The organism is Mesorhizobium sp. B2-2-3, assembly GCF_006442405.1.
Classification (GTDB): Bacteria; Pseudomonadota; Alphaproteobacteria; order Rhizobiales; family Rhizobiaceae; genus Mesorhizobium.
Genome location: NZ_VFWC01000001.1, coordinates 368,155 through 389,809 on the forward strand (window position 1 = coordinate 368,155; position 21,655 = coordinate 389,809).

A 21,655-nucleotide genomic window follows, 5' to 3' on the forward strand; every position below is an offset into this window, starting at 1 on the left:
TCATCAATCGTTAATCGAACATGCTTAGATTGAGTGCGGCTTAATCCGATAATAGGCATAGCGCCGATGCTTGAAGCCCTGATCTTCGTCGTCTTCCCGTTCTGCATGCTGTTCGCCGCGATCTCCGACATGCTGTCGATGACGATCGCCAATCGCGTGCCGGTGCTGCTCGTCGTCGTCTTCGCGCTGGTTGCGCCGCTGACCGGCATGGAATGGGCGGCCTATGGCTGGCATTTCGCCGCCGGCGCGCTGGTTCTTGCCGCAACGTTCGGCCTCTTTGCAATGGGCGGCATGGGCGGCGGTGATGCCAAGCTGCTGGCCGCGACCGCCGTGTGGATGGGACTCAACATCCAGCTCGTCGAGTATCTCGTGGTCTCGACCTTCATAGGCGGCTTGCTGACGCTTGCCATTCTCGTCTACCGGAAGTCGCCGCTTGCGGTTTTTACCGGCCGCAATCCGTTCCTGCGTCACTTCGCGGACGAGACGACCGGGGTTCCCTACGGCATCGCGCTCGGTTTGGGCGGATTGCTGACCTACCCGGATTCGCCCCTGATGGTCTGGGCGCTGGCCAGGCTGGCGGCCTGACCTTACCGATCATTCCTTGGCTGTGTTGCGGCTGGCTCCGCGGAGCGGGGCTGGCTGTTTGTCCGTGGCTGCGCAATACAGCTAATTTATGTAAACCTTAAATTAATCACGATCGTAAGCATTACATTAACCTTGTTTTGACGATTGCCGCTGCAAAGTCCGGCCTGGCTAGGTGGTTTGCCAAGGCGAGGGTTCGGACAGATGCCAGCATCCCGATTGATTATTCTGAGCGTGGCGGTCGCCGCGGCGGGTGGTGCTGGCTATGTCGCGAAGAACATGGTCGCCGCGCCGCCACCGCAGATCGTCGAGTCCGGTCCAGCGGCTCCCGCCGTGGCATTGCAGGACGTGCTTGTCCTGTCGGGTGATGTCACCATGGGCAGCCAGCTCGAGAACAACATTGCCTGGCAATCCTGGCCGGCCGACGGCATCAACGCCAATTTCATCACCAAGGCCACTGCTCCCGACGCCCTGGAGAAACTGAAGGGGTCCATAGCCCGTGTGCCGATGTACGCGGGCGAGCCGGTGCGGCGTTCCAAGCTGATCGGCGAGGGGCAAAGCTTCATGTCGTCGATCCTGCCCTCCGGCATGCGGGCGGTCGCCACGACGATATCGGCCGACACCTCTGCCGGCGGCTTCATCCTTCCGAATGATTTCGTCGACGTCATTATGACCCGCCGGGCCGATGCCAACAGCGGCGGCTCCGGCTTCAACACCGAAACCATCCTCAAGAACATCCGCGTCCTGGCGATCGACCAGACCATCCAGGAGGACGAGGAAGGCAAGAAGACCAGGGTGGGCCAGACCGCCACGCTGGAACTGACGCCCAAGCAGGCGGAGATCATCACCGTCGCCCAGCAGATGGCGGATCGCCTGACGCTCGCGCTGCGCGCGATCACGGACACCCAGGAAAAGAATTTGGATGAGGCCGACTATCTCGTTTCCGGCAATGGCCGCAAGGGAACGGTCAGGCTGATCAAGTCGGGCGAAGTTTCCGAAGTGGGGGCAAGGAAATGAGGCTAAGCGGTAAACTGCCGGCGATCATGGCAGCGGCTTTCGGCCTGCTGCTCATTGGGACAAACGTGCAGAGCGTTGTCGAGGCCAAGAGTGCACAGGTTTCGGCTTCGGCGGCCACCCAGCGCGTCAAGCTCGGCCTCAACAAGTCGGTGGTCATCGACCTGCCGAGTGATGCCTACGACATTCTTGTCGCCAATCCGACCGTCGCCGATGCGGTGACCCGCACCGCGAGGCGCATCTACCTGTTCGGCAAGGCGGTTGGCGAGACCAACATCTTTGTGTTCGGGCCGAATGGCGAACAGATCGTCAGCCTCGATCTGGCCGTCGAACGCGACGTCGCAGGCCTGGAGGATTATATCAAGCGCTTCATCCCGACATCGTCCATCAAGGTCGAACTGCTGAACGACAACGTCGTCCTGACGGGAACCGTCGACACGCCGCTGGACGCCAAACGCGCCGTCGACCTGGCGACGATCTTCGTCTCGGGCGGTGAAGCGACGACGGGACAATATTCGCAGACCGCGGCCGGCGGCTCGGCCCAGAGTGGTGTCGACATCAACAATCCGGACCAGGAACGCCGCGTCTCGAAAATCGTCAATCTTTTGCAGATCATCGGCGACGACCAGGTCACGCTCAAGGTGACGGTCGCCGAAGTCAGCCGCTCCGTGATGAAGCAGCTTGGCGTCAACATGGTGGGCAGCGGCGGTAGCAACGGCATCAGCTATGACGCGATGAGCACCCCGGCATACGGGCTTGGGAAACCGCTCTCGCAATTCTCGGGAGCTTCGATCGGCACCTCGGCGCTTCAGGCGTATCTAAACGCAATGGAGCAAGGTGGCGTCATGAAGACGCTGGCGGAGCCGACCCTCACCGCCGTGTCGGGTGAGAAGGCAACATTCAGGGTCGGTGGCGAGTTCAATCTCATCACCAGCCGTACGAACAATGTTTCGGACGAGAACAAGACAGGGCAGGTCACATACACCAACGACAAACTTGAATACGGCATCGGCTTGGAGTTCCAACCGGTTGTGCTGTCGGCCGGTCGGATCAGCCTCAAGGTCCGGACGTCCGTGTCGGAGCCTACTGCCGAAGGCGCCACCACGCTGGAAGCTGCAGGCAGGTTGCCCGGAACCACGCTGTTGTCTATCCGCAAGAGACTTGCCGACACGACCGTCGAATTGCCGTCAGGTGGTTCGATGATGATCGCCGGCCTCGTCCGCGATGACGTCAGGCAGGCTGTCGCCGGCCTGCCCGGGCTGACAAAGATCCCGGTGCTCGGCACACTGTTCCGAAGCAGAGACTTCGTGCGCAACGAGACCGAACTGGTGATCATCATCACGCCCTATCTGGTGAAACCGGTGGCACGAAACGACCTCGCCAAACCTGACGACAATTTCAACGCCGCCAGCGATGGCGCCGGTATGTTCCTGGGCCGAGTCAATCGTGTCTACGGCACAATGCAGACGGACAAGCCCAGCGGCCGTTATCACGGCGTCGTCGGCTTCATCTACAAGTGAACGGGGAAGCGGACATGTCTCAGTCAGCATTGCAGGCAAGGACCATCGCCATGACCACGCGCTCCGGCCGTTCGGGAATTCTCCGGCGCGCCATTCCTGCCCTGGCGGTGGCGATGGCGGCATTGCTGGCCGGCTGCGCCCAGCGCGACAGTGTCACCGTCGGCGCCATTCCAGACGACTACCGCACCAACCATCCGATCGTGATCGCCGAGAAGAACCAAAAGATAGATCTACCTGTCGGTGCAGGTGACCGCGGCATGACCGGCTCGCAGCGCGATACGCTCCTGGGTTTCCTCGACGGCTATGACAAGAGTGCTGCCCCGACGCTGACGATCCAGGTTCCGAGCGGCTCGGCCAACGAGGTCGCCGCCGCCGCAGCAGCGCGCGATTTCGCCCGGCTCGCGATTGCCGCGGGCGTCAAGCGCAACCGGATCGTGGTCGTCTCCTATCAGGCTGCCTCGAGTGAGACATCCGCCCCGATCCGGGTCGCCTATATCGCCGTGAAGGCCCAGACCGACAAATGCGGACGATGGCCAGATGACCTGCTGGAGACGTCTGAGAACAAACACTATGCCGATTTCGGCTGCTCCTATCAAAACAATCTCGCCGCCCAGATGGCCAATCCGGCCGACCTGATCGGGCCGCGCAAGCAGACCACCATCGACGCGGAAAATCGTGGCGCGGTGATCGACGTCTACCGCAGCAGGGGTATTTCGGACGAGTTCCTCGGCAATTCTGAAGTGACATACTGAGCCGCGCCCTAAGGAAAAGAGAAGTCACGGAAAGATGACCATGAGCAATCTTGCCTATGACACCCCCGTGGACGGCGGTGAGACCTCGCCGCAGGACATCGCCGCGATGCAGGCGCTGCGGCCGGTTCCCCGCATCTCGATCCAGGCATTCTGCGAGACCGAGGGTGTCGCCAATCCAGTCGAGCGCGCCGGCGAGGACCGCCGCATGACCAAGGCCCATCTCAAGGTCCATATGGGCGGCGTCCCCACGGCCATCGAATTCTACCAGTCGGCGCCGACGCCGAACCTGATCCTGCTGGAGTCGCGCAGCGAACCCAAACAGCTGCTGGAACAGCTCGCGCAGCTCTCGGAATATTGCGACCCGTCTTCCAAAGTGGTGGTAATCGGCCACTACAACGATGTCGGCCTCTATCGCGAGCTCATCCGCTCCGGCATTTCCGAATATGTCATCGCGCCGGTGTCGATGGCCGACATCGTCAGCGTCATATCGTCGATCTTTGTCGATCCGGAAGCCGAGCCGCTCGGCCGCTCGATCGCCTTCGTCGGCGCCAAGGGTGGCGTTGGCTCTTCCACCATCGCCCATAACGTGGCTTGGGCGATGTCCTCCCTGTTCAAATCCGAGGTGGTCGTCGCAGACCTCGACCTCGCTTTCGGCACGGCCAACATCAATTTCGACCAGGATCCCGCGCAAGGCATCGCCGAAGCGGTGTTTTCGCCCGAGCGCATCGATGAAGTCTATCTCGACCGGCTGCTGACCCAGTGCGCCGAACACCTTTCGCTGCTCGCCGCGCCCTCGACGCTCGAACGCGTCTATGATTTCGATCCCGACGCCTTTACGCAGCTTGTCGACACCGCGCAGCGCACCGTGCCGCTCCTGGTGCTCGACGTTCCCCATGTCTGGACGGGTTGGACCAAGAACACCCTGATCAAGGCCGATGAAATCGTCATCACGGCGACGCCGGAACTGGCCAATTTGCGCAATACCAAGAATTTGGTCGACATGCTCAAACGGCTTCGTCCCAACGACTCGCCGCCCAAACTCATCATCAATCAGGCCGGCGTGCCCAAACGTCCGGAGATTTCCCCGTCCGATTTCGCCGAGCCGCTCGGCCTGGCCGCGATGGCGATCATCGGCTTTGACCCGCTGCTGTTCGGCAATGCCGCCAACAACGGACGTATGCTTGGTGAAATGGACGCCAAGAACCCGGTTGTCGCCACGATCAACGAAATTGCCCATGTGCTGACCGGTCGCAGCGAAATCCGGGTGAAGAAAAAAGCGGGTCTCGGAAATCTGCTCGGCAAGCTTTCGCGCAACAAGAAATGATGCTTCTTCAGTGGAATCGGTAGTCGATCATGTTTGGTAAGAGAGGCAGCGACGACGGCAACCGGTTCAAGCCGGAATTCCGCCAGCCGGCACCGGCGCCGACCGCGCCAGCCGTCGCGGATTCGGCCGATACGGCGGTTCTTGCGAGGCCGGCGGCCGCACCTGCGTCGAGCGCTCCTGTTGCACCGCCGGCCCGCCGCGCGGTCGAGGCGCCGCCGATAGCTCCGGAGCCGAAGCGGGCGGCGCGCGAAAAGAGCGAAACCTACTACGACACCAAGAGCCAGGTCTTCGCCGCCCTGATCGACACGATCGACCTGTCGCAACTCGCCAAGCTCGATCCCGAAAGCGCGCGCGAGGAAATCCGCGACATCGTCAACGACATCATCGCGATCAAGAATTTCGCGATGTCGATCGCCGAACAGGAAGAACTGCTCGAGGATATCTGCAACGACGTGCTTGGCTATGGGCCGCTCGAGCCATTGCTCGCCCGCGACGACATCGCCGACATCATGGTCAACGGCTCCAAGAACGTCTACATCGAAGTCAACGGCAAGGTCGAACAGACCGGCATTCGTTTTCGTGACAACCAGCAGCTTCTCAACATCTGCCAGCGCATCGTCAGCCAGGTCGGCCGCCGCGTCGATGAATCCAGCCCGATCTGCGATGCGCGTCTTCCCGACGGCTCCCGCGTCAACGTCATCGCGCCGCCGCTCGCCATCGACGGCACCGCGCTCACCATCCGCAAATTCAAGAAGGACAAGCTGACGCTCGATCAGCTGGTGAAGTTCGGCGCCATCTCGCCGCAAGGAGCCGAGGTTCTCAAGATCATCGGCCGAGTTCGCTGCAACATCGTCATCTCCGGCGGCACCGGCTCGGGCAAGACGACGCTCCTCAACTGCCTGACCAACTACATCGATCGCGAGGAACGCGTCATCACCTGCGAGGACTCGGCCGAACTGCAACTACAGCAGCCGCATGTTGTCCGTCTGGAAACCCGCCCGCCCAACCTCGAAGGGGAAGGCGAGGTGACGATGCGGGATCTGGTCAAGAACTGCCTGCGCATGCGGCCCGAGCGCATCATCGTCGGCGAAGTGCGCGGACCCGAAGTGTTCGACCTTCTGCAGGCGATGAACACCGGCCATGACGGCTCGATGGGAACGATCCACTCGAACAGCCCGCGCGAATGCCTGAATCGTATCGAATCCATGATAGCAATGGGCGGTTTTTCGCTGCCGCAGAAGACCGTGCGCGAAATCGTCGTCGGCTCCATCGACGTGATTATCCAGGCGGCACGCCTGCGCGACGGATCGCGCCGCATCACTCACATCACCGAGGTGATCGGAATGGAAGGCGACGTCATCATCACGCAGGACATCGTCCTCTACAACATCAAGGGCGAGGACGCGAATGGGCGGCTGCTGGGAGAGCATGTATCGACCGGCATCGGTCGCCCGCATTTCTGGGACCGCGCCCGTTACTATGGCGAGGAGCAGCGCCTCGCAATAGCGCTTGAGGCGATGGAGAAACGCGCTGACTGACGCTGCTGCAGGCGTAAGGGTTCTGGTCGATGTTTGGAATTGACGGCACCGTATTGGCGTTTGTCGTGCTCGCCGGCTTCAGCGCCGGCGCGGTCGCCTATGCATTCCTGTTCACCCGGATCAGCAACGAAAAGCAGGCCGGCAAGCGGCTGGAAACGATCAAGACCGCGGAGACGGATCGCTCCGTCGTCAAGGCCTCGCGCGATCGCGTGGCGGAGGCGGCCAAAAGACGCAAGTCGGTCCAGGATTCCTTGAAGGAACTCGACGAGAAGCAGAAATCCAAGGACAGCGCGGTCAAGAAACCGCCGCTGAAGGCCCAACTGCGCCAAGCCGGCCTGAAGGTTTCCATCGAACGCTTCTACATCTATTCCGCCATTTGCGGCCTAGCCCTGACGATCATCGCGTTTGTGGTGGGGGCGCCGCTTTTTGTTTTGCCTGGCGTGCTGCTGGCCGGTGCGCTCGGCCTGCCGCGCTGGTTCGTCTCATTTCGCCGCGCGCGGCGGGTCAAGGCATTCCTCAACGAATTTCCCAACGCGCTCGACATCATCGTGCGCGCGGTCAAATCCGGCCTGCCGCTGAACGATGCGGTGCGCCTGATCGCCAATGAATCTCCCGAGCCCGTCAAGGCCGAGTTTCGCCGCATCGTCGATTCGCAGCAGATGGGCCTGTCGATCCCGGATGCCACCTTGCGCATGCCCGAAACCATGCCATGCACCGAGGCGAGCTTTTTCGGCATCGTCATTCAGATCCAGTCGCAGGCCGGCGGCAATCTCTCCGAGGCGCTGGGCAATCTTTCGCGCGTGCTTCGCGACCGCAAGAAGATGAAGGCCAAGGTCCAGGCGCTGTCGATGGAAGCCAAGGCGTCCGCCGCCATCATCGGCGCGCTGCCTTTCATCGTCGCGTTTCTCGTCTATCTCTCCAGCCCCAACTACCTGATGCCGCTGTTCACCACGAGCATCGGTAACCTGATCCTGGGGGTTTCGGCCGTCTGGATGTCGATCGGCATCTTCGTGATGCGCAAGATGATGAACTTCGAAGTCTAGGGCCGCGGCATGACCGAACAAGTCGTCAAATCACTGACGGATCCCGGCCTCCTGATCGCGCTGCTGGTCGGCATTGCCGTGTTCGCGACGGTCTTCACCTTGCTGCCGGCATTTGGCGGAAACCAGCTCAAGGCGCGCATGAAGTCGGTCGCGCTGGAACGCGACGAATTGCGCGCCAAGCAGCGCGCGCGGCTTGCAAGCGAGGCGGATCGCCGCCGCAAGGGCCTGCGCGAAGAACAGTCGATCGGCATGCGCAACATCGTCGACAGGCTCGACCTGCGGCGCGCCCTCGCCGACGAGGGTACCTTGCAGAAGCTCAAGGTTGCCGGTTTCCGTGGACAGAACCCGCTGACGCGGTTTCTCTTCTTCCGCCTCGTGCTTCCGTTTGTCGGCTTCGCACTGGGCGTGATCTACATATTCGTGCTCGGAGGACTGCCGCAGCAGCCATTGTTCATCCGGCTGTTCGTCTGCGTCCTCGTTGCCTATGGCGGCTTCTACGCACCGGTCGTCTATGTCAACAACCGCGCCACCAAGCGCAAGCAATCGATCCAGATGGCATGGCCGGACGCGCTTGACCTGATGCTGATCTGCGTCGAGTCGGGCATGTCGGTGGAAGCGGCATTGCGCAAGGTCGCCGACGAGATCGGCGCCCAATCCGTGGCCCTTGCGGAAGAATTCATCCTGACGAACGCCGAGCTCTCCTATCTGCAGGAGCGCAAGCAGGCCTATGAGAATCTCGCCAGCCGCACCGGCCTGGAATCCGTCAAGTCGGTGTCGCAGGCACTCGTCCAGGCCGAGCGTTACGGCACCCCTGTGGCGCATGCGTTGCGCGTGCTCGCGGGTGAAAGCCGGGACCAACGCATGAACGCTGCCGAGAAGAAGGCCGCCGCCTTGCCGCCCAAGCTCACCGTGCCGATGATCCTGTTTTTCCTGCCGGTGCTGTTCGCCATCATCCTCGGCCCTGCCGGCATCCAGGTCAGCCAGCGCGGCATCTTCGGCCAGGCGCACGAAACCAGCAGCCAGTAGGTGAATCTGACCGATCCAAAGAAAAACCGCGCGGCTGACGCAGCGCGGTTCTCTTATGCAGGGGTTCGGTGGCCGCGTGCCGCTCAGTTGGTTGCGGCTTTCGCCTTGTCCTGATCCTTGAGCTGGCTCCAGGCATTTTGCTGAGCCAGCATCTGCCTGAGATAAGCGACATTGGCCTGCGCCTGTTCGGGTGACAGCTCCTGCGAGGCGATCTTCTCGGCTTCGTCGAAGCGGCCCTGCAGGCCGACGACCAGCGCCAGGTTCTGGCGCACGCGGCTGTCGGCATTCGGCTGCTGTGCGGCCGAGCGCATATAGGTTTCGGCGGTGCGCAGGTCGCCTCCCAGCACATAGGACATGCCAAGGTTGGAAAGCACCGAAGGTTCGTTCGGCTTGAGCTCCAGCGCCTTGCGGTAGAGCTGGCGCGCGTCGTCCTTCTGGCCGAGCTGGTCGAGAATCGCCGCTTCCGCCGACACCAGCCTCCAGTCGGGATATTCCGGCGTCTGCGCCCGGCGCACGGCATCAAGCGCCGCCTCGAACTGGCCGTTGGCGGCCAGCGCCTTGCCGTAGGCGGCAAGCACGTCGCGATCCTTGGGATAGGCGATCGCCAGCTTGCGCATCACGGCAAGCGACTGGTCGGCATCGCCATCCATCTGCAGCGCCGCGGCGAAGTTGGTCGCTATCCGCTTATCGTTGGGATTCCTGGAATAGGACTGGCCAAGCGCTGCCGTCGCATTGTGCAATTCTCCCGCCGACATCGTCTCCAGCGGCTTGCCGCTGGTGCGTCCGATCGAGCCTGTGCTGATCTTGTCGGTTCCGCAGCCGGCAACGCCTGCGGCGAGGGCGAGCATGAAGGCCGTGGTGATGAGCCGCTTTCCGCTGGCGTTCATCGTGCGGTTCGTCGACATCGGCACCCTGGGCCTCCATTCGTGCGCGTGGCCATTGCGTGACCATCTTCCCTCTCGAAGAAATATTCTGTTAACCCTAACGGACAGTTAAGAAGCGCCGAATCGACGGACGTCGGCAGGAGAACATCGAATGTCAGTGGAACTGGTCGAGAACAAGCTGAACAACCCGCTTCCTGTCCATCTAGTGGCTAAGGACGGTCTGGAGACGGCCGGTCTGACGTCATCAGCCGTGGCGTGGGCCAGGGCCAACGGCTTCTCCGGCGAAGCGGGCAGGACGCTCATCGTGCCTGCGGAAAACGGCGCGCTCGGCGGTGCCTTGTTCGGCATTGGCGACGGCGAGGGCGCGCTGGCCGTCGGCGCGCTGGCGAAAAGCCTGGCGGAGGGCGACTGGCATTTCACCTCCGCGCCGGCCGAGCCGGAGCTGGCGGCGATCGCGCTGGCCCTCGGCGGCTATGTCTTTACCCGCTATGGCAAGAAACCGGGCAAGGCGCTGCGCTTCGAATTGCCGGCCGGCGTAGAGGCAAAACGCGTTCGCCGCATCGTCGAAGGCGTCTTCCTGACGCGCGATCTTGTCAACACGCCGACCAGCGACATGGGGCCGGACGAGCTGGAGAAGGCGGTTCGAGCCCTGGCCGAAATTCACAAGGCCGAGGTGTCGGTCATCAAGGGCGACGATCTCATCAAGCAGAATTTCCCGATGATCCATGCCGTCGGCCGGGCTTCGTCCAGCGCACCGCGTCTTATCGGCATGGGCTGGGGGCCAAGGAGCGCGCCGAAAGTGACGTTGGTCGGCAAGGGCGTCTGTTTCGACACTGGCGGCCTCGATATCAAGCCGTCGTCCGGCATGCTGTTGATGAAGAAGGACATGGGGGGCGCCGCCAATGTGCTGGGTCTGGCCTCGATGATCATGGCCTCCGGATTGAACGTGCGGCTGCGCGTGCTGATCCCGGCCGTCGAGAATTCGATCGCCGGCAACGCCTTCAGGCCTGGCGACGTGTTGGCGAGCCGCAAGGGCATGTCAGTCGAGATTGGCAACACCGATGCCGAGGGAAGACTGGTTCTGGGTGATGCGCTGGCGCTGGCCGACGAGGAGGAGCCGCAATTGCTTGTCGACATGGCGACGCTCACCGGGGCTGCTCGTGTCGCGCTAGGTCCGGACCTGCCGCCCTTCTACACCGGCGACGAGGCACTAGCCTCGGAACTGACGACAGCCTCGCTGGCGGTCGAGGATCCGCTGTGGCGCATGCCGCTGTGGCGGCCCTATGATGCGAAGCTATCGTCGAAGATCGCCGACATCAACAATGTCACCACGGATGGGTTCGCCGGTTCCATCACCGCGGCGCTGTTTCTCAAGCGCTTTGTCGAGAAGACGCCAAGCTGGGCGCATTTCGACATATTCGCCTGGAACCCCGCCGATCGTCCGCACGGACCTGCCGGCGGCGAGGCGCAAGGCATCCGGGCACTGGAGCGCGTCATCTCGAAGCGTTTTGGCTGAGGTGGCGGCGACTTTCAGGGCCGGCAGGTTGCCGAAACTGAAACGGAACCGAAACAATTTGCCGTCATTCTCGTGCGATGTCGATTTCGATGCGCCCGAGCCAGGCCTTGCGATTGTGGCAGCAAGTGATGCTGTCGCAGGTGCGCGACGACGCGCCCGACCTCACCATGCGCCAGACGGCTATCCTGTTCACCATCTATCTCGATCCGCCGCCGCACACGGTGCGCGGGCTGGCGGCCCGTCTCAACGTCACCAAACCGGTCATCACCCGCGCGTTGGATACAATGGGTGCGCTCAAACTGGTGTCGCGTCATCGCGACGAGCTCGACAAGCGCAACGTGCTGATCAAGCGCACGGTCGAAGGCGCCCTCTTTGTCGAGCGCTTCGGCGATGGTATCATCGCCAAGGCACAAGAGCTGCCCATCTGACGACCAGCCGCTTCAATGGATAAACTGATTTGACCGCCAGGGATGCCCGCCTCCACGCCTTTCGGCCCGATCTTGCCGATGCGAGATTGAAAGGAGAGGTCGCTGCCGACCGCTTCGTCGCCGGCCGGCCGGCGCGGATTTCGATCCCGGTTGCCGATATCCGCAAGGCTCCGCGTCCAGACGCTGGTGTCAACACGCAAGGCCTGTTCGGCGATGACGTGCTCGTTTTCGAGGACAGAGAGGGCTGGGCCTGGATCCAGGCCGAACGGGACGGTTATGTCGGCTATGTCGCCGACGCCATGTTGGGCGGGCGGGATCATGCGCTCACCCATATCGTCTCCGTGCCCCGAACTTTCCTCTATCCCGGCCCGGATCTGCGCCTTCCGATCGCGGGACAGCTGTCGATGGGGTCCACCGTCACGGTGACCGGGTCCGCCGAAACGCGCGGCACCCACTATGCCGTCCTGCCCTCCGGTGAGGCAATCATAGCGGGTCACCTGCGGCCGCTCAGTAATGTGGCCGCCGACTATGTTTCGGTGGCCGAGATGTTTCTCGGCACGCCCTATCTTTGGGGTGGTGTCTCCGGCTTCGGCATCGATTGCTCCGGCCTCGTGCAACTGGCGATGCGCATGGCCGGCGCCGATGTCCTGCGCGATTCCGACATGCAGGCGCAGAGCATCGGCGAGCCGCTGGATCCAGGCCCCGATTATTCCGGCCTGCGCCGCGGCGATCTCGTTTTCTGGAAAGGCCATGTCGCCATCATGACCGATGCCGAGACCATGATCCACGCCAACGGCCACACCATGTTGGTGTCGCGCGAAGGCCTGAAGGAAGCCGTCGCCCGCATCGGCTATCTCTACGGCGGGCCGACGGGGTTCCGGCGGCCCTAGCGCCAATCCTCCCTTCTCCCAGGGAGAGAAAAACTGCTCGATCACCTTTTGTTCCGATTGTTCTTGGCGTTAGCGCGCCGTCGCGCTAACTCTGACGCGTGACAGAGAAGCCGCGCCTTGCCGACCAGAATGCCGCCGTCATTCTGCCCGACCCATTCCTCAGATGGTTTGGCGAGAAGGGCTGGGCGCCGCGCGCGCACCAGATCGAATTGCTGGCGAGGGCTCAGGCAGGGCAGTCGGTACTGCTGATCGCACCGACCGGCGCCGGCAAGACGCTGGCCGGGTTCCTGCCTTCGCTGACCGAACTGGCCGTCAGGGCCAGGCGAAAACCGGGTCAGGCCCATCGCGGCATCCACACGCTCTACATCTCGCCGCTGAAGGCGCTGGCTGTCGACATCGAGCGCAACCTTGGCAAGCCGGTGGAGGAGATCGGGCTCTCCCTCACCATCGAGACCCGCACCGGCGACACGCCGGCGCACAAGCGCCAGCGGCAGAAGCTGGTGCCGCCCGACATCCTGCTCACCACGCCCGAGCAGCTTGCACTGCTGATCGCGGCTCCCGATGCAAGGCGTTTCTTCGAAGACCTGCGCTATGTCGTGCTCGACGAGTTGCATTCGCTGGTGATTTCGAAGCGCGGTCATCTCCTGGCGCTTGGTCTGGCGCGGCTGCGCCAGTTCGTGCCCGAGGTTCAGACCATCGGACTTTCCGCCACGGTGGCCGAACCGGACGAATTGCGCCGCTGGCTGGTCGGCCAGAATCCACCCGGCGATATGGCCGAACTGATCGTCGTTACCGGCGGCGCAAAGCCCGAAATATCCATCCTGGATTCGGAGGAGCGCGTGCCCTGGGCCGGACATTCGGCCCGCTACGCGACGCCCGAGATCTACCGCGAGATCAAGCGCCACAAGACGACCCTGCTGTTCGTCAATACACGCAGCCAGGCGGAGTTGCTGTTCCAGGAATTGTGGCGCGTCAACGAAGATACCTTGCCGATCGCGCTGCATCACGGATCGCTCGATGTCGCGCAGCGGCGGCGGGTCGAGAAGGCGATGGGCGACAATGCGCTGCGCGCCATCGTCGCCACCTCGACGCTCGACCTCGGCATCGACTGGGGCGACGTCGACCTCGTCGTGCATGTCGGCGCACCCAAGGGAGCGAGCCGGCTGGCGCAGCGCATCGGCCGCGCCAACCACCGCATGGACGAACCATCCAAAGCCGTCCTCATCCCGGCCAACCGCTTCGAGGTGCTCGAATGCCGGGCAGCGCTGGATGCCAACTACCTCGGCGCGCAGGATACGCCTCCACTGGTCGATGGCGGGCTCGACGTGCTGGCGCAACATGTCCTTGGCTGTGCTTGCGGCGCACCGTTCCGCGCGGACGATCTTTACGAGGAGGTGCGGTCGGCGGCCCCCTATGCCGGGCTGGGTCGGCCGACATTCGACCGCGTCGTCGATTTCGTCGCCACGGGTGGCTACGCCTTGAAGAGCTATGAGCGATACGCCCGCATCCGCCTCAACAAGGAGGGATTGTGGCGGGTATCCAATCCGCGCGTGGCCCAGCAATACAGGCTGAACGTCGGCACTATCATCGAGGTGCCGGCGCTCAACGTGCGTTATGTCCAGGCCGGCAGCAAGGGTTCCGTGTCGCGCGGCGGCAGGGTTTTAGGCAAGATCGAGGAGGCTTTCCTCGAGACGCTGACGCATGGCGACACCTTCATGTTCGCCGGCAAAGTTCTTCGCTTCGAAGGCATTCGCGAGAATGAGTGCTTCGTCTCGAACGCGCCCGGCAGCGATGCGAAGGTGCCTTACTATGGCGGCGGCAAGTTCCCGCTTTCGACCTATCTCGCCGAACAGGTCCGCGCCATGCTGGACGATCCGCAGCGGTGGAAGAAACTGCCCGAGCAGGTGGCCGACTGGCTGCGCTTCCAGGCCGACAAATCGATGCTGCCCAAACGCGATGACCTGCTGATCGAGACCTTTCCGCGCGGCAACCGCCACTATCTGGTCGCCTACCCCTTCGAGGGCAGGCTGGCCCACCAGACGCTCGGCATGCTGCTTACCCGCCGTCTGGACAGGACGGGCGCCAGGCCGCTTGGCTTCGTCGCCACCGACTATGCCTTGGCCATTTGGTCGCTGGGCGACATGGGGGCGATGTTCAAAGCCGGAAAACCCTCGCTCGGCGCGCTTTTCGATGAGGACATGCTTGGCGACGATCTCGAGGCCTGGCTGGCAGACAGCTGGCTTCTCAAGCGCACTTTTCGCAATTGCGCGCTGATTTCAGGGCTGATCGAAAAGCGTCATCCCGGCAAGGAGAAGAGTGGCCGTCAGGTGACTGTCTCGACAGACCTTATTTATGACGTCCTGCGCAGCCATGAGCCGGATCACATATTGCTCCAGGCGACGCGCGCGGACGCGGCGGCGGGCCTGCTCGATGTCAGCAGACTTGCGGACATGCTCTCGCGCATTCAAGGTCGAATCATGCATAAGAACCTCGAACAGATATCGCCGCTCGCCGTGCCGATCATGCTCGAGATCGGCAAGATGCCGGTGCACGGCGAAGCCGATGAAACGCTGCTGATGGATGCGGCCACGCTGGTTGAGGAAGCCATGGGGCCGGAGATGGCTGAGGAATGAATTTTTCGCTGGCGCGCGCATCGTTGATCGCCGACGCCGATCTGGTCGGCATCGCCGGCGAACGTGCGGTCTGCGATCCGCGCGGCGTGCTCTACTTTCCCGAGCTCAAGCTTCTGGCCGTTTCCGATCTGCATCTGGAAAAAGGCTCATCGCTGGCAAGGCGCGGCATGCTGCTCCCGCCCTATGACACCGGCGCGACCTTGCTGCGATTGCAGGCCGTCATCTCGGACTACCAGCCGGCAATCGTGATCAGCCTGGGCGATTCCTTCCACGATGGCGGCGGCGCCGAGCGCATGCATCGAAGTTTCCGCGAACGGCTGGAGGCGCTGATGGCGGGCCGCGACTGGTTCTGGGTGGCCGGCAACCATGACCCGGAGGCGCCGGCCGACCTGCCGGGCGATACGGTGCGCGAACTCGCCATCGGCTCGTTGCTGTTCCGGCACGAGCCGTCGAAGCTGCGCGTCGAGGGCGAGATATCGGGCCATCTCCATCCCTGCGCCCGCATCGTCCAGCAGGGCCGTTCGGTGCGGCGGCGCTGCTTCGCCGGCGATGGCGGCCGCATGATCATGCCCGCCTTCGGCGCCTATACCGGCTCACTCAACGTGCTCGACCGCGCCTATGCCGGCCTGTTCCGCCTGGAATCGCTGATGGCGTATATGCTCGGCACGGACCGCATCTTTGCGATTTCAGGCTCGATGCTGCGACCCGGCTGAAGCCGCTATTTCCCGTAGTAGAGAGTGACCGTGTGCTTCGCTTCGGCGAAGAACAGCCAACGTTCGACCAGCATGCCGACAAACTGTGCGACCGCGGCGAACACCGATGCGAGCGCCGCGAAAGGTGACGGCAAGGCGAAGGCCGTAATCAGCAGCAACGCGGGCAGCGCGAAACCCAGGAGCTGGGTGATCCGCCGCAGCTTTGCGCTGTGCTTGCGCGCGATGCGAAAACCCATTTCCTTGAGCAAATAATTTTCCTCGGTATGCGGCCATTCCAGCGATCTAACCGTCCCCCCGGCAAGCCCGGTTGCGGTGTTGGCGTTGGTGGGGATTTCCAATTGGTCGTTGTACCGCCAGGTCGCAAGCTTCCAGGCCCAACCGAGCAGGGTCAGCAGTACGCAGGCTGCCAGAAGCATTTTGGAACCGACGGCAAAGCCTTGGCATAGCGCGGCCAGAAGCACACTGCCGCTCATAGCCGAGAAAATGAGATAGCCGGGCAAGGTGTAAGGGCTGTGCCACTGAGCGATGGGTTTCAGCGAGGCATAGATCATGCCGGTCATGCAGACGGTGATGACGGCGCCGATCGTTGCCAGAAGTCCGGCGGCGGCGACCCAGCCATCGGTGCGGCCAAGAATGACCCAGCCAATGCCGAACAGTCCGGCCGGGACGAAGGTGGCGACCGAGGCGACGCCTTCGCGCGACAGCCAGGAACTGCGCCATTGCGAGAACGCACGCCAGGCGCGTTCGGGGCGGCCGAGATGTCCGGTCGAGGACAACAGGCCGGCGGTGATCAGCCCGAGCGCCAGTCCCATGCCGATGAAGCCCAGCCAGAAATCGGGTGCGATGACGCCAAGTGGCGCCAGCACGCCGAGCAGCGCCAGCAGGCCGTAGCCGGCGCCGGTGGCGGTGGTGAAGAAGACGACCGAGAAGGCTGGATGCATGGGGTTTAGTTCGAGAGCATGCGGTCGACCCAGCCGAGGAACCCACCCTCGGCCCTCACCGGCTCCAGGGTTGGCGCAGAAATCTTTGCGGCGCGTTCGGTATGCGCGCGCGGCGGCAGGTATTTGTTGGTCGGGCGGTAGCCGAGTTCCGGCATCAGGTCGACGCCGCCACGCTCCTCAACCAGTTGCGACACCGCCGAGGCGGGGTCGCCGAGATCGCCGAAATGCCGTGCGCTGGTCGGACAGGCCGCGACGCAGGCCGGCACGCGGTCCTCCTCGGCCAGATTGTCATTGTAGATGCGGTCGACGCAGAGCGTGCATTTCTTCATCACGCCGACATCGGTGTCGAATTCGCGCGCGCCATAGGGGCAGGCCCAACTGCATAGCTTGCAGCCGATGCACTTGTCCTCATCGACCAGCACGATGCCGTCCGAGGCTCGTTTGTAGGAGGCGCCGGTCGGACACACAGTGACGCAGGCCGGCGTCTCGCAATGCAGGCACGAGCGCGGGAAGTTCACCGTGCGGCCGCCCATCGCGGTGGTGTGCTCGTAGCTGTGCACGCGATTGAACCAGACGCCGTCGACATGGCCGCCATAGGGGTCGATGTCGGTCAGCGGCGCCATGTGGCCGCCGGTGTTCCATTCCTTGCAGGCGGTGACGCAGGCCTGACAACCGACGCAGGTGTCGAGGTCTATGACCAGGCCTAGTTTTTTGCCCGTGTGGGCGGGGACGCAGGTCATTTGGCGGCTTCCCTGTTCATGCGGAATTCGGCGCCAAAGCGAAGTGTGTCCGGCGATGGCTGGAATTGCGGCGGCTGGTGGAAACGCTCGAATTGCGGCTCGGTGAAACCGGCTTCCTCCGCCGCGCATTTGACGATGCGCACCTTGAGATCGAACCATGCCGCCTGGCCGGTCACCGGATCGGAATTCGAATACCGCCTGCCGTTGGTGTCTGCCGTGGTCTGGTCGCCGATGATGTGGTTGAGCAGGAAGCCGCGATTGCTCTCGGCGGCATCGTCCTTCAGCCCCCAGCTGCCGCGCCTTTTGCCGATGGCGTTCCAGGTCCAGACCGTGCTTTCGTTCACGCCCTCGACCAGCTTGATCTGTCCCTTGACCTTGCCATTGATGCTTTCGATCCACACCCAGTCGTCGTCGGCAAGGCCGAGACCTGCGGCGGTCCTCTCATGCACGAACAGCCGGTTTTGGCTGGTGATCTGCCTCAGCCACGCATTCTGCGAACCCCAGGAATGGTACATGTGCATCGGCCGCTGCGTCAGCGCATGCAACGGATATTTCTGCTGGTCGACAGCCGCTTCCTCGAACGGTGCGTACCAGAAGGGTAGCGGGTCCATGTAGGTCTCGATACGCTGGCGTTCGCTCTCGGGCGGCACGGCCCGACCGTGACCGCGCGCGGCAAGACGAAAGCGCTGCAAGGGTTCGGAATAGAGCTGGAAGACGACTGGTTCGGCCTTCGGGATGAAGCCCATCTGCACCGCGAAATCGAGATAGGACCGGTTGGCCATCTTGTAGTAACGCTGGTCCTCAGCGAAATCGTGGTGCCAGAAGCCGCCATTGTCGATGTAGCGCTGCAACTGGTCCGGGTTTGGCTCGCCCTTGCCGGTCGAATTGCCGTCCTTGCCGCGCCAGCCGGCAAGCGGGCCGATACCGGGCGTGCGCTGGTGATTGACGATGTAGTCGGCATAGTCGGCATATTTGGCCGCCCCGTCTTCTCTGACGAAACCCGGCAGGCCGAGGCGCGCGCCGAGCTCGATCAGCACCGATTGGAACGGGCGCACGTCCCGGTCCGGCTCGACCACGGGATGGCGTATAGCATCGCCCGGTCCGTCGGCATGGCTGATCGGCCGGTCGAGCAGGCTGATGCAGTCGTGCCGTTCGAGATAGGTTGTGTCGGGCAGCACGAGGTCAGCGAACGGCACGGTCTCGGAATAATAGGCGTCGGAATAGATGATGAAAGGGATCTTGTAATTGCCCGCCTCGTCGCGGTCGGTCAGCATACGAATCGTCTCGACGGTGTTCATCGAGGAATTCCAAGCCATGTTCGACATGTACATCATCAGCGTGTCGATCTTGTATGGATCGCCGGCCCAGGCGTTACGGATGGCGGTGTGCATCAAGCCGTGCGCAGCGAGCGGCGCCTCCCAGGAATAGGCCTTGTCTATGCGGATCGGCACGCCTGCCTCATCGACCAGAAGGTCGTCAGGCCCGCAGACGAAGCCGAGCGGAATGCCGTCCAGTGGCGTCATCGGCCGGACGTTCTTGCCGGCAGGCTTCGGTCCTGGCGGCGCGCAACGCGGATAAGGCGGTTTGAAGCGGAAGCCGCCCGGGACGTCCACCGTTCCGAGCAGCACCTGCAGCAGATGAATGGCTCGGCAAGAATGAAAACCGTTGGAATGGGCTGAGATGCCGCGCATCGCGTGCATCGACACGGGCCGTCCCCTAATCGTCTCGTGGCGGCGGCCGGCCCAGTCGGTCCACGCCACCGGCAGTTCGATCGTCTGCTCAAAGGCGACATGTGCGAGCTCGGCGGCGATCCTGCGGATCGTGCCGGCGGCAATGCCGCAGCGCTCCGCGACCGCATCGGGCGAATAGCTCTCATCGAGGTATCGATCGGCGATCAGCTGGAACGCCGGAACGCAGCGACGGCCGTCGATGGTGAAGCTGCCGGTCAGTGCCGGTTTGGCGCTGGCGTCGGTGGCGCGGACAGGCACCTTCGCCACTCTGTCCCAGGCGAGCAGGTTGCCGGCGCCATCGCGGACAAACAGCCCGTCATCGGCCGCACCCGGATCCTGGATGACGAGCACATGGGCGTTGGTGTAGCGCAGGAGATAGTCGAGATCGACGCGGCCTGCCTTCAAGAGCTCGTGGATGAGGGCAAACACGAATAGGCCGTCGGTGCCCGGCCGGATGCCGATCCAGTCGTCGGCGATGGCGTTGTAGCCAGTGCGGCATGGATTGATCGACACCACCTTGGCGCCGCGCGCCTTCAGCTTGCCGAGGCCGATCTTGATCGGGTTGGAATCATGGTCCTCGGCGACGCCGAAAAGCATGAAATACCGGGTATTGTCCCAGTCGGGTTCGCCGAACTCCCAGAACGAGCCGCCGATCGTATAAAGCCCGCCTGCGGCCATGTTCACCGAACAGAAACCGCCATGCGCGGCGAAGTTCGGCGTGCCGAACTGGCTTGCCCACCAGCCGGTCAGGGATTGCGATTGGTCGCGGCCGGTAAAGAAGGCGAGTTTCTTCGGGTCGCTGCGGCGGATGGACGAAAGCCGCTCCGCGGCGATCGTCAGCGCTTCTTCCCACTCGATCTCGCGGAATTCTCCCGAGCCGCGCGAGCCGGTGCGCAGCAGCGGCTTTTTCAGCCGGGCAGGGCTGTAATGCTGCATGATGCCGGAGCTGCCCTTACCGCAGATCACGCCGCGATTGACCGGATGATCCTTGTTGCCGTTGATGTAGCGGACCTTGCCGTCCTTGATGTGCACGTCGATGCCGCAGCGGCAGGCGCACATATAGCATGTGGTCTTGGCGATGCGGTCGGAGACGGCGGGCGAGGTGTCGACGCCATCGTTCTCGTCGGGTGCGTTCGTGTCGGCGAGCGGGCGTTGGGACGGGGCGGAATTCGCGCCGTGCAGAGATCCTTGGGTCATGATCCCCGAGCGCTTCTGCGGTTCGCGGCTTTGGCCCTGGTTTTCGGCCCGGGACCGCGCATGTAATGCTCTTCCGGATGATAGCGATCGCCGGCCAGCCGCCGCCGCAGGCCGCGGGTCCAGTGTGCGAACAGGGACTTGAACCGCCCGATCATTTCATTCTCTGTCAATCGGTAGCGAATTTTTTCTAACTTCGATTGAAAACTTAGAATAAAGCTATCAACCCGTCTAATCAGTTGTTCTTGTAAATTCGATCGATATTGGTTCTTAATGCCTTATGACACTTGACCAGTTGCGGATATTTGTCGCCGTCGCCGAGCGCGGCCACATGACCAAAGCGGCGGAGCTGCTGGGCATCTCCCAATCGGCCGCGTCGGCCGCCATCCGCGCGCTTGAGGAGCAGCATGGCGTCCACCTGTTCAACCGGGTCGGCCGCAACATCGAACTTGCCCAGACCGGTCACCGGTTCCTGCCAGAAGCCAAGGCCGTACTGGAACGAGCCGCCGCCGCACGCAATGTGCTGGAACATGTCTCGCAGACGGTTGCCGGCAGCCTCTCCATCGCCGCCAGCCTGACGATCGCCAGCTATTGGCTGCCGCGCCGGCTGGCGTCCTTCCACGAAGCCTATCCTGCGGTCAGGCTGAGCGTCAGCATAGGCAACACCAGGCAGGTCGAAGCCAGCGTGCTGGATGGAACCGCCGATCTCGGCCTGGTCGAGGGGCGCACCGAGTCCGACATATTGCGCCGCGCCAAGGTCGATATCGACCGGTTGATGCTGGTGGTTGCCGGTTCTCATCCCGAGATCGCCGAAATCGCGCCGGGCCGCCCCGACATAAAAGGGCTGCGCTGGATCATCCGCGAGGGCGGTTCCGGCACGCGGGAGGTGCTGGAGGATCTGGCGCGCCGCGAAGGGATTTCGCTTGACGACCTGCAGATATTTCTGGTGCTGCCGAGCAACGAGGCGGTTCGCCAGGCGGTCGAGGCCGGTGCCGGCGCCACCATCATTTCGGAGCTCGTCGTCGGACGCGCCGTCGCCGAAGGCAGCCTGCGGTCCGTGCCGCTCGAACTGCCGAAACGCGACTTCGCCATGATTACACATCGCGACCGCCAGGCAAGCTTGGCCCAGATGGCGCTCAAGGCGCATTTGGGGGCCGACGAGAAGGCGTCCGCGCGTTCGTGAATTG

The 21,655-nt window shown here is 63.0% G+C and carries 18 protein-coding genes; 14 read left to right on the top strand and 4 right to left on the bottom strand.

The features are described 5' to 3' along the window. Positions 1-66 precede the first annotated feature (66 nt). The 8 genes from FJ951_RS01730 to FJ951_RS01765 all read left to right on the top strand — a co-directional run bounded on the left by FJ951_RS01730 (position 67) and on the right by FJ951_RS01765 (position 8,799). A complete protein-coding gene (locus FJ951_RS01730) occupies positions 67-585 on the top strand; it encodes a prepilin peptidase (protein ID WP_140513204.1) in 519 nt (172 codons plus the stop codon). A 201-nt stretch (positions 586-786) separates the two neighbouring features. After that, positions 787-1,599, top strand: a complete 813-nt coding sequence (cpaB, locus tag FJ951_RS01735) for a Flp pilus assembly protein CpaB (protein ID WP_140513206.1) — start codon at positions 787-789, stop codon at positions 1,597-1,599. After that, the gene (locus FJ951_RS01740; RefSeq protein ID WP_140513208.1) at positions 1,596-3,116 is read left to right on the top strand and encodes a type II and III secretion system protein family protein; all 1,521 of its coding nucleotides are present in this window, start codon (positions 1,596-1,598) and stop codon (positions 3,114-3,116) included. The genes cpaB and FJ951_RS01740 overlap by 4 nt, the downstream gene beginning before the upstream one ends. Before the next feature lie 14 nt (positions 3,117-3,130). Next, positions 3,131-3,868: a CpaD family pilus assembly protein gene (locus tag FJ951_RS01745; RefSeq protein ID WP_140513210.1), complete on the top strand. Its 738-nt coding sequence runs from the start codon at positions 3,131-3,133 to the stop codon at positions 3,866-3,868. Between the two features lie 34 nt (positions 3,869-3,902). Beyond that, on the top strand, positions 3,903-5,192 hold the full coding sequence (locus FJ951_RS01750; RefSeq protein WP_140513212.1) for a CpaE family protein: 1,290 nt from the start codon (positions 3,903-3,905) through the stop codon (positions 5,190-5,192). A 29-nt stretch (positions 5,193-5,221) separates the two neighbouring features. Continuing rightward, positions 5,222-6,730, top strand: coding sequence for a CpaF family protein (locus tag FJ951_RS01755; protein ID WP_140496710.1), 1,509 nt, complete (start codon positions 5,222-5,224; stop codon positions 6,728-6,730). Positions 6,731-6,759: 29 nt separating this feature from the next. Next, complete coding sequence (locus FJ951_RS01760) at positions 6,760-7,773, top strand: type II secretion system F family protein (RefSeq protein WP_140496708.1); 1,014 nt, start codon at positions 6,760-6,762, stop codon at positions 7,771-7,773. A gap of 9 nt (positions 7,774-7,782) precedes the next feature. Next, positions 7,783-8,799 carry a type II secretion system F family protein gene (locus FJ951_RS01765; protein ID WP_140496706.1) on the top strand — a complete coding sequence of 339 codons (1,017 nt, stop codon included), beginning with the start codon at positions 7,783-7,785 and terminating at the stop codon, positions 8,797-8,799. A gap of 83 nt (positions 8,800-8,882) precedes the next feature. Here the strand turns inward: FJ951_RS01765 and FJ951_RS01770 are convergent, their stop codons facing one another. Beyond that, positions 8,883-9,704 carry a tetratricopeptide repeat protein gene (locus tag FJ951_RS01770; protein ID WP_140496703.1) on the bottom strand — a complete coding sequence of 274 codons (822 nt, stop codon included), beginning with the start codon at positions 9,702-9,704 and terminating at the stop codon, positions 8,883-8,885. Between the two features lie 130 nt (positions 9,705-9,834). Between FJ951_RS01770 and FJ951_RS01775 the strand changes: the two genes are divergently transcribed. The 5 genes from FJ951_RS01775 (at position 9,835) to pdeM (ending at position 15,863) form a co-directional block, all read left to right on the top strand. Then, a complete protein-coding gene (locus FJ951_RS01775) occupies positions 9,835-11,199 on the top strand; it encodes a leucyl aminopeptidase family protein (RefSeq protein WP_140513214.1) in 1,365 nt (454 codons plus the stop codon). 77 nt (positions 11,200-11,276) lie between these two features. After that, positions 11,277-11,627: a MarR family winged helix-turn-helix transcriptional regulator gene (locus FJ951_RS01780; RefSeq protein ID WP_140513216.1), complete on the top strand. Its 351-nt coding sequence runs from the start codon at positions 11,277-11,279 to the stop codon at positions 11,625-11,627. Positions 11,628-11,656: 29 nt separating this feature from the next. Continuing rightward, complete coding sequence (locus tag FJ951_RS01785) at positions 11,657-12,517, top strand: NlpC/P60 family protein (protein ID WP_140513218.1); 861 nt, start codon at positions 11,657-11,659, stop codon at positions 12,515-12,517. A gap of 98 nt (positions 12,518-12,615) precedes the next feature. Beyond that, positions 12,616-15,150 (top strand): ligase-associated DNA damage response DEXH box helicase, encoded by a 2,535-nt coding sequence (locus FJ951_RS01790; protein ID WP_140513220.1) that lies wholly within the window; start codon positions 12,616-12,618, stop codon positions 15,148-15,150. Beyond that, on the top strand, positions 15,147-15,863 hold the full coding sequence (gene pdeM, locus FJ951_RS01795; RefSeq protein WP_140496693.1) for a ligase-associated DNA damage response endonuclease PdeM: 717 nt from the start codon (positions 15,147-15,149) through the stop codon (positions 15,861-15,863). The genes FJ951_RS01790 and pdeM overlap by 4 nt, the downstream gene beginning before the upstream one ends. 5 nt (positions 15,864-15,868) lie before the next feature. On the opposite strand, the gene FJ951_RS01800 is transcribed toward pdeM, so the two are convergent. The 3 genes from FJ951_RS01800 to FJ951_RS01810 are packed head-to-tail and all read right to left on the bottom strand — an operon-like array spanning position 15,869 to position 20,471. Next, on the bottom strand, positions 15,869-16,804 hold the full coding sequence (locus FJ951_RS01800; RefSeq protein WP_140513222.1) for a DmsC/YnfH family molybdoenzyme membrane anchor subunit: 936 nt from the start codon (positions 16,802-16,804) through the stop codon (positions 15,869-15,871). Positions 16,805-16,809: 5 nt separating this feature from the next. Continuing rightward, positions 16,810-17,544 (bottom strand): 4Fe-4S dicluster domain-containing protein, encoded by a 735-nt coding sequence (locus FJ951_RS01805; RefSeq protein WP_140496689.1) that lies wholly within the window; start codon positions 17,542-17,544, stop codon positions 16,810-16,812. Next, positions 17,541-20,471, bottom strand: a complete 2,931-nt coding sequence (locus FJ951_RS01810; protein ID WP_140513224.1) for a molybdopterin oxidoreductase family protein — start codon at positions 20,469-20,471, stop codon at positions 17,541-17,543. Before FJ951_RS01810 ends, FJ951_RS01805 begins: the two co-directional genes overlap by 4 nt. 277 nt (positions 20,472-20,748) lie before the next feature. Here FJ951_RS01810 and FJ951_RS01815 point away from each other — a divergent pair, with 277 nt between their 5' ends. Beyond that, positions 20,749-21,651, top strand: a complete 903-nt coding sequence (locus FJ951_RS01815; protein WP_140496685.1) for a LysR family transcriptional regulator — start codon at positions 20,749-20,751, stop codon at positions 21,649-21,651. The last annotated feature ends 4 nt before the right edge of the window (positions 21,652-21,655 follow it).